This window comes from uncultured Anaerofustis sp., from assembly GCF_938029165.1.
GTDB lineage: Bacteria > Bacillota > Clostridia > Eubacteriales > Anaerofustaceae > Anaerofustis.
Window position 1 is genome coordinate 1 of sequence record NZ_CALHFB010000023.1, and the last position, 8,231, is coordinate 8,231.

The 8,231-nt window shown below is 36.0% G+C and carries 10 protein-coding genes; 7 read left to right on the forward strand and 3 right to left on the reverse strand.

Going from position 1 to position 8,231, the window contains the following annotated elements:
* A partial coding sequence (locus tag Q0516_RS02410) for an iron-containing alcohol dehydrogenase (RefSeq protein WP_294468894.1) occupies window positions 1–505 on the forward strand: 505 nt, incomplete at its 5' end.
* Window positions 506–1,276: 771 nt separating this feature from the next.
* Here the strand turns inward: Q0516_RS02410 and Q0516_RS02415 are convergent.
* From Q0516_RS02415 to Q0516_RS02425, 3 genes are all read right to left on the reverse strand, one after another.
* Window positions 1,277–1,588 carry a hypothetical protein gene (locus Q0516_RS02415; RefSeq protein WP_294468896.1) on the reverse strand — a complete coding sequence of 104 codons (312 nt, stop codon included), beginning with the start codon at window positions 1,586–1,588 and terminating at the stop codon, window positions 1,277–1,279.
* Complete coding sequence (locus Q0516_RS02420; RefSeq protein WP_257480345.1) at window positions 1,585–1,743, reverse strand: hypothetical protein; 159 nt, start codon at window positions 1,741–1,743, stop codon at window positions 1,585–1,587. The genes Q0516_RS02415 and Q0516_RS02420 overlap by 4 nt, the downstream gene beginning before the upstream one ends.
* Before the next feature lie 129 nt (window positions 1,744–1,872).
* Window positions 1,873–2,034 (reverse strand): ribbon-helix-helix protein, CopG family, encoded by a 162-nt coding sequence (locus Q0516_RS02425; RefSeq protein WP_294468898.1) that lies wholly within the window; start codon window positions 2,032–2,034, stop codon window positions 1,873–1,875.
* A gap of 78 nt (window positions 2,035–2,112) precedes the next feature.
* On the opposite strand from Q0516_RS02425, the gene Q0516_RS02430 reads away from it, so the two are divergent.
* The 6 genes from Q0516_RS02430 (at window position 2,113) to Q0516_RS02455 (ending at window position 8,074) form a co-directional block, all read left to right on the forward strand.
* Entirely contained in the window at window positions 2,113–2,292 is a 180-nt protein-coding gene (locus Q0516_RS02430) for a hypothetical protein (protein WP_294468900.1), read from the forward strand.
* Window positions 2,293–2,712: 420 nt separating this feature from the next.
* Window positions 2,713–5,379, forward strand: coding sequence for a calcium-translocating P-type ATPase, PMCA-type (locus tag Q0516_RS02435; RefSeq protein WP_294468902.1), 2,667 nt, complete (start codon window positions 2,713–2,715; stop codon window positions 5,377–5,379).
* Window positions 5,380–5,533: 154 nt separating this feature from the next.
* Window positions 5,534–6,199 (forward strand): HAD family phosphatase, encoded by a 666-nt coding sequence (locus tag Q0516_RS02440; RefSeq protein ID WP_294468904.1) that lies wholly within the window; start codon window positions 5,534–5,536, stop codon window positions 6,197–6,199.
* Window positions 6,200–6,333: 134 nt separating this feature from the next.
* Window positions 6,334–6,741, forward strand: coding sequence for a C-GCAxxG-C-C family protein (locus Q0516_RS02445; RefSeq protein WP_257480340.1), 408 nt, complete (start codon window positions 6,334–6,336; stop codon window positions 6,739–6,741).
* 27 nt (window positions 6,742–6,768) lie between these two features.
* Entirely contained in the window at window positions 6,769–7,491 is a 723-nt protein-coding gene (locus tag Q0516_RS02450; protein ID WP_294468906.1) for an SDR family oxidoreductase, read from the forward strand.
* A gap of 19 nt (window positions 7,492–7,510) precedes the next feature.
* The gene (locus tag Q0516_RS02455) at window positions 7,511–8,074 is read left to right on the forward strand and encodes a DUF2284 domain-containing protein (protein WP_294468908.1); all 564 of its coding nucleotides are present in this window, start codon (window positions 7,511–7,513) and stop codon (window positions 8,072–8,074) included.
* Window positions 8,075–8,231 lie beyond the last annotated feature (157 nt).

Genomic DNA, 8,231 nt, shown 5'->3' on the forward strand with positions numbered 1-8,231 from the left:
AATAAAAAACGGAAGAGTTGCCTGTGAAAATAAAGAAGACTACCATGCGATGAGCGAAATAATGTGGGCAGGCTCTCTTTCTCATAACGGTCTTACGGGGCTTGGCGCACCTATGGACTTTACTACTCACAGACTGGGACACTCTCTGAGTGCGAAATTCGATGTTGCTCACGGTGCTTCTCTTTCCACGATGTGGGCTCACTGGGCAAATTATGTAAAACATAAAGACATCGAAAGATTTGCAAGATATGCCAGAAATGTATGGGGAATTACCGAAGGTACTGATGAAGAATTAGCCGACAAAGGTATCGAAGCTACCGTAGAATTCTTTAAATCTATAAATATGCCTACATGTTTCAGCGAGCTTGGAATAGGTATCCAGGACGAAGAGGGACTTAGAGAACTTACAAACAGATGTTTCTATGTAAAAGGGACTAAAGTAGGTAAACTCATTCCTCTGACTGAAGAAGATATATATCCTATTTATGTAAGTGCTAATAAATAAAGGTTATAAAGGGGCTCTGCCCCTTACACCCCGGCACTTTTTGACTGACTAAAAACTCTGAAAGAGTTTTAGATATTTTAACTAAGTTAAAATATCACTGTGCAAAGCACAGAAGTCAACATGAACAAATTCGCCTCAGCGATATTTGTGAATAAAAGTAACTTAAAACTCGCAAATCTTGCTAACGCAAATCTGCTCGTGCCTGTTAATGTGCCAAGGCACATCTGGATTTTATTAAAATCCAGACCATTTTTCAAATGGGTAAGCAGTCAAAATCTCCGCTCAAGCCGCGGAGGCTAAGAGCTTCGCTAAAAGGGATCTAAAAGTTATGATGATTTACATCGCTTCGTCATTTAGAAATCAGGAAATCCCCTTTATGGGGATTTTTTATTTGAAACAATCAATATTGTTTTTATATGAAAATTATGATATTTTTTATAGAAATTAATATTTTTAATATAAGCATTAAAGATACTTTATGCTAGTGGGATTAATAGCCTTTATTGAAGAAATATTAAGCTTACTAAAGTTTATTATCTGAAAATATATTTGCTTATTTTAAAGCAAATAAATTATAACGTAATAAACTATCTTTAATATATGTAAATAATATTTAAAATTCATGATAGTTTAAATCGTATCATCATTTAGATAATATATAAGCTCCTATCATGGGAGCTTTTAATTAAACAATTTTTATATTGCTAATTGATTAAATGATATTTCATAATAATTTAACTAAATAATAAGAGAGCCTTACATAAGGCTCTTTTATTTCATCTTATAATTCTTGAATTTATTTTCGTCTGATATGGAAACAAATAAAAGTATGTTTTCTGCTATTTCTCTGAGGTTATTTACCGCTTCCTTGTATCCTCGAATAAAGCATTCCTTTTCAGCAAAGTAAGCATAATCTCCGATATCCTGCTCGATTTTTCGGAAGACTTCATCTCCTACGGTATCGTTTATCTTTTTGATGATAATAAATCTTTCATTATTAATTTCTTCAAATCCGTCTCTGCTTTGATTTATATCGCTGTTCATGTATTTATCATATATTTCTTCCAGTATTCGATTTTTCATTTTTGTTCCGCCGATGTTTTATGATAATTATTTACTATATCGCTTATTGCTTTTGAGTAATCAACATTTTTTATTCTGCAGTATTCATTCAGTTTAAAATATTCTTCTTTGGTCAGTTCTAACGTTATGCTTTCTTTATTTTTACGATTATTCATTTCTATCCTCCTATGTTTGATTTTGTGTTGTTGAAAAACCATAGGAAGTATGATAGAATATTTTTATCATACTTCGGTATGGTAAAGTGTAAGGAGCTTGTTTTTTCAAAGGGGCAGGCTCCTTTTAATTTAACCTAATTTTCTAATTCCCAGTCTGATTGCTTCAGATCTTTCAATATTGTTCTTCTCGCAATATTTTTTTAGAATTTCACTTGTTTCTTTGTCAAGTCTCACAGTGATTCTTTCATTCATGGAATTTTCATTCTTAGGTCTTCCAGTTCGTGGAGACATATATACACCTCCTTTGTCTGACACAATATAATTGTAGACTATGTCGGACAGTATGTCAATATAAAAGTAGTATAAAGTATGATTTATTTTTTAATAATAGCATTTTATGAAATATTCTATTATATATGGATGTCTTATAATGGATACAATAGAAGCGGTGAGAGTAAGTTGTTCCTATTTATAAAAGAAACAATTTTTTCAGGTAATCAGGATATGATTTACAACAGTAAGTTTGATATCCCTTCCACGGAGGCTTAGGCACCTAGCTCAGCGGGTTCGTTTCTTCCATTCATTAGATAAGGAGAGTATGGTCGATTTTCTAAGGACTGAAAGTTCTTATTTCGGTAGTAGGGCGGAGCCCTGCAAGGGAGTTGAAGGCACCTTGCCTTAGAAGTTTGTTTCTTAAAAAATAAAGTAACAAATATCATATTAATTTCATATAAATCACATTAAAGATACATATACATAAAATAATATATGATTAAATCATAAAGAAGAAAGAGGTGATAATAAGGTGGATGACCTGCACGACCTGAGAAGGTATATAAAATTATATAATGCTCATTTTTTAGTGAGATTTAATTCATTTTGTTGGTATAGCCAATCTCTGCAGGAGTAGGGATGTTTTGGTTATGCTTTTTTTTATACATTAAAACAACATTATGAAGGAGACAAAAAATGAGTAATAATAATGATAATAAGGTTCCTTATCACTCCCTTGGGGTTGAAGACACTTTAAGTAAACTGGATACAACAAAAGAGGGGTTGAGTGATAGAGAAGCTTTGGACAGATTAAATAAATATGGTGCAAATGAACTGAAGAAAGCACCAAGAAAATCTATTTTTGAGATGCTAAAAGAACAATTATCCGATGTAATGGTTCTTATATTGATAGCGGCTGCATTGCTGTCCGTTATTTTGAATGAATGGACCGAAGCTATCGTGATAATGGTCATTGTAATAATAGACGCTGTAATAGGTATAGTTCAGGAGAAAAAAGCCGTAGATGCAATGGAGGCACTGAAAAGTATGTCCGCGCCTACAGCAAGAGCCCTTAGAGAAGGTAAAGAAAGTATCGTTAAGGCAAGTGAGCTTGTTATAGGCGATGTGGTGATATTGGAAGACGGATGCATAGTCCCCGCAGATATGAGGATTATAGAATCCGCAAACCTAAAGATTGAAGAAGCTTCTCTTACCGGTGAGTCCGTTCCCTCCGAAAAAGACTGGGAGGATGTGTTTGAAAGCGATATACCTCTTGGAGACAGGACAAATATGGCGTATACTTCATCAGTCGTAACTTACGGAAACGGTATAGGAGTCGTTACAGCAACGGGAATGGATACCGAAGTCGGTAGTATTGCAGGAATGATTGAAAAAGAAGATAACTTCGATACACCGCTTAAAAGAAAGCTAAATTCCGTAGGGAAGATACTTAGCGTAGTCGGTATAATAGTTTGTGTACTTATGTTTGCTATTGGGTATATGTATCAAAAACCATTGGTGCCTCTTCTTATGACCGCAATTTCTCTTGCTATTTCAATTATTCCCGAGGGGCTTCCGGCGACCGCAACGATAGTGATGGCGCTTGGCGTACAAAGGATGGCAAAGAAAAATGCACTTGTGAGAAAGCTTCCCGCAGTTGAGACCCTTGGGAGTGCAACCGTCATTTGTTCCGACAAGACCGGTACACTTACGAAAAATCAGATGACCGTAACTCATATAGCCATGAACGGCGATTTTGAAAAAGGGGAAGCCACAGACGTAAAAGCCGCGGGAGAAAAATATGAACACATATACAAAGATTTGATTTCAGCCGCCGCACTTTGTAACAATGCAAGCCTTGACCCGGATAATGAGGGAGAGATTTTGGGAGATCCAACGGAAGGCGCGCTTATATATCTTGCAAAAGAGTTTGGTATAGACCACGAAGACTATGAAGACGAACATAAAAGAGAATTTGAACAGCCCTTTGATTCGGATAGAAAGAGAATGAGTACCGTTCATATAATGGACGGAGAAATAACAGCTTTCACAAAGGGCGCGGTAGATGAAATGCTTCCTCTTTGTACGAAGATATCGACAGAAGTAGGTATAAGAGATTTAACCGAAGAAGATAAAAGCAATATTTTGAAGCTTTGTCAGAAAATGTCTGAAGATGCACTAAGGGTTTTGGGGTTTGCAAAGAGGACTTTAAAAGAAATCCCCGAAGAAGACGATGAAGATATCGAATTCGATATGATATTCCTCGGTGCCGTAGGAATGATCGATCCTCCGAGAGAAGAAGTCATAGACGCAGTAGAGACCTGTCATAAAGCGGGTATCAGGACTATAATGATAACCGGAGACCATAAAATAACAGCTATGGCAATAGCTAAAAAACTTCATATATATAAAGACGGGAACACTGTTATATCAGGTGATGAGCTTGATAATATGAGTGACGACGAACTCGATAAACTGGTCGGTTCAGTGACTGTTTTTGCAAGGGTTTCTCCAAAAGATAAGCTAAGGATAATAAAATCGCTTAAAAGAACAGGGGAAGTGGCTGCAATGACGGGGGACGGTGTAAATGATTCTCCTGCTCTCAAAGCCGCAGATATAGGAGTTGCAATGGGAAAAAGCGGTACAGACGTGGCAAAGGACAGTGCCGATATGATTTTAATGGACGATAACTTTACTACCATTGAATATGCAATCAAAGAGGGAAGAAGAGTATACAGGAATATACAGAAGGTCATACAGTTCCTTCTTGCGGGCAATATCGCAGAGATACTTACCCTTTTTATAGCAACTATCTTGAATTGGGACGCACCTATCCTTGCGGTACATGTACTTCTCATAAATCTTGCTACGGATACCCTTCCCGCGTTGGCTCTGGGGGTGGATCCGGCGGGAAGAAATATAATGAAGCATAAGCCTATAAAGTCGAATTCATTATTTGAAAAAGGACTTGTGTTGAGAGTACTTCTTCACGGTGTGTACATAATGATCGCTACGATATCTGCTTATCAAATCGGTATACATATCGATTCTCATGAAGTCGGTATGACTATGGCATTCCTTGTGCTTGCCATATCTCAGTTGTTTCATGCACTCAACCAAAGGTCGAATACTCTCTCCTCCTTTACCACAAAAAACGGACACAACAAATACTTATTTATGGCAATGGTCTTATCAGGCGTGATACTTGCACTTACAATATGTGTACCTCAGCTTAGAGAATTCTTTAGTCTTACTACATTGAGTTTTGAAGAGTGGAAGATTGTGGGAATATTCTCTTTGGTGCCTCTTTTATTGGTCGAAATCACAAAATTGATAAAGAGGACTTTCCATTTGGAGGTATAATATATGGTTTAAAAGTATTTCATAAAAAAGATTTTTATGGAAAATTTAAATTTTAAATGTAAGGGATCATTCCCTTACATTTTTTATGTACCGTAACGATATGATTTTATGTTATAATCAATCAGTAAATATCGATATAATAACGGGAGAAAATATGAAAGCCGTAATATTTGATTTTAACGGGACTATGTTTTTTGATTCCGACAAACATGAAAAGGCATGGGAGAGATATCTCGGAAAGCTTATTGGCAGAAAAATAACCGACGAGGAATTTAAAAAGTATGTTCACGGCAGGAACAGCTCTTTTATAATAGAACATTTTTTGAATAAGAAAATGGATAAGGAAACTCTAATAAAGATGTCCGATGAAAAGGAGAGAGTTTACAGAAAACTCTGTCTAGAAGATAAAGAGAATTTTCATTTGGTCAATGGGCTTACCGGTTTCCTTGATTATTTGAAAGAAAAGGATATAAACGTAAATATTGCTACGGCTTCAAATAAAGAAAATATAGATTTCTATTTTAATAACTTTAGTCTTGGTAATTGGTTCGATTATGATAATGTCGTATACGATGACGGTACTCTTCCGGGGAAGCCTGAACCCGATATATACCTAAAAGCGGCAGAAAATATAGGTGTAGACCCGGGTGATACTATTGTATTTGAAGACGCTCTTTCAGGGATAAAGTCAGCTTTTAACGGAGGCTTTGCAAAAATAATCGTAATTGCCGATAAAGAAAATGAATTTTATTTTAGGGATTTAAAGGAAGTAAGCGGAGTGATAAAAGACTTTAGTGAGGCTAAGGGATATTTAGATTAAACATAGTAATGTTTATTGTGGTGTATTATAGGAAAATACTTTACAAATGCTAAAAACAATGGTAACATAATTATGTTATGATTGTTTTTTTATATTTAGCAATCGGTTATAAAAGTACGAAAAGGAGATAAATTATGGGTAAATATGGTGAAAAGGCAGTAAAATTACATGATGAAAAATATAACTGCTGTCAGTCTGTTGTATTGGCTTTTGAAGAAGAAATCGGGGTCGACAGAGATACTCTTGCAAATCTTTCGGCTAACTTAGGCGGAGGACTCGGTTATGCGGGAGAAGTATGCGGAGCGGTTTCGGGAATGGCTATAGTGTCCGGATTTTTAGGCGGCTGGAAAGACCCTAAAGATCAGGAAAGCAAAAAAATCAGTTATGATACTATTAAAGAATTGGTTGAAGAATTTAGAGACGAAAATAATTTTTCACGCTGTGATGAGCTTCGTGAGCAAAGAAAAGCAGGCGGTAGCACTTGTGCCGAACTTATGAGCTGTGCGGCAGATATGGTCGCAAAGAAAATGGGACTTGAATAAATACATAACTTAGGAGATTTATATAAAATGGGTAGTAAATTACAAGATAAGGTAGCTATAGTAACAGGTGCGACCGGCGGTATAGGAAGAGAAATCGTAAAGGCTTTGGCAGGCGAAGGTGCCAAAGTTTTAATGGCAGATATAAACGAAGAAGCTCTTCGAAGTTTAAAGAAAGAAATCGGAGAAAACATAGAGTATTACAGCGGGGATTTATGTGATTTGGAAACTTGTAAGAAAATCGCAGCTTACTGCAAGGATACTTTCGGTAAACTTGATATTTTGGTAAACAGTGTGGGAGTGGCTCTCAGAAAGCCTTTACTCGATGTAACCAAAGAAGAATTCATGAAACTCTATGAAGTGAACGTATATACAACTCTTTCAATGACTCAGGCTTGTTATGATTTATTAAAAGGATCGGACAGTTCGGATATAATTTCCATAGTATCATCTTCGGGAATGTATCCTCATATACACCAGGGAGCTTATTGTTCTACAAAATATGCACAAAGAGCACTGAATGAAGTATTAAATATTGAACTTTTCGATGATGACATAAGAGTACATAATCTATATCCTTCTGCGGTAGAAACACCTATGGCTAAGATTGCCAGGGGAGATTTGGCTGAAAATATGTCATGTAAACCTGAAGAAATAGCAGAAATAATAGTATTTATTTTATCCAACAGAAATAACTCGGTAATAGATAATTTGATAATAAGACGTTACACAAAAAGACCTGATGAAATGTAAATGATTGGAGGAACATAAAATGGAAGATTTTGCAAAAGTTGCAGTTGACCTTGGTGCTACGACCGCAAAGGTGATAGATACCGATACCGTGGTTACTGCACCTTGGACACTCAATAAGTGTAAATACGGATGTAAGAACTACAATAAAAGACAGTGCTGTCCTCCCATTGCAACTACTTATAAGGAGATGCAGGTTTTACTTGATACTTACGAAAAAGCACTTCTTATACAGTGTCTTGACCCTTACGACGTAAATCATGTGTTAAGAAAAATGCTTGACTGGCTTGGTAAAAACGGATATTACAAATGTCTCGGATACGGAGCCAAAAAGTGTGAAATATGCAGAGATGAATACGGAGAAGAATGTTCGTTCCCTGATTGCAAACATGCCGATAAGGTAATACCTCAAATGGACGGAAGCGGGATAGACGTCATTCAAACAGTTAATAATAACGGATATGAAGAGCATGGAGTAAAATGCTGGGGAGATAACACAGGATTCAAAGTTCTTCCTCACGAGAAGGGCGGAAAAGACTGGAGAGAATCGGGAATAAACTTCTATGGTATGATTTTACTTTACTAGAAAATTGGCATTTAAAATATGATGGAGCAAAGAGCCTCGCCTTTTGTGCGGGGTTTTTTGTTTGTAATAAATATTTTTATGAAGGTTATTTTAAATATGAATGGAAAAGCTAAGCGTATTTAAATTAATTTATGTAGTATTTCGTTAATTTTTTAAT

Coding starts and splice junctions, on each gene's coding strand:
- Q0516_RS02415 (WP_294468896.1), bottom strand. CDS start 1,588: ATGAAAAATCGAATACTGGAAGAAATATATGATAAATACATGAACAGC.
- Q0516_RS02420 (WP_257480345.1), bottom strand. CDS start 1,743: ATGAATAATCGTAAAAATAAAGAAAGCATAACGTTAGAACTGACCAAA.
- Q0516_RS02425 (WP_294468898.1), bottom strand. CDS start 2,034: ATGTCTCCACGAACTGGAAGACCTAAGAATGAAAATTCCATGAATGAA.
- Q0516_RS02430 (WP_294468900.1), top strand. CDS start 2,113: ATGATTTATTTTTTAATAATAGCATTTTATGAAATATTCTATTATATA.
- Q0516_RS02435 (WP_294468902.1), top strand. CDS start 2,713: ATGAGTAATAATAATGATAATAAGGTTCCTTATCACTCCCTTGGGGTT.
- Q0516_RS02440 (WP_294468904.1), top strand. CDS start 5,534: ATGAAAGCCGTAATATTTGATTTTAACGGGACTATGTTTTTTGATTCC.
- Q0516_RS02445 (WP_257480340.1), top strand. CDS start 6,334: ATGGGTAAATATGGTGAAAAGGCAGTAAAATTACATGATGAAAAATAT.
- Q0516_RS02450 (WP_294468906.1), top strand. CDS start 6,769: ATGGGTAGTAAATTACAAGATAAGGTAGCTATAGTAACAGGTGCGACC.
- Q0516_RS02455 (WP_294468908.1), top strand. CDS start 7,511: ATGGAAGATTTTGCAAAAGTTGCAGTTGACCTTGGTGCTACGACCGCA.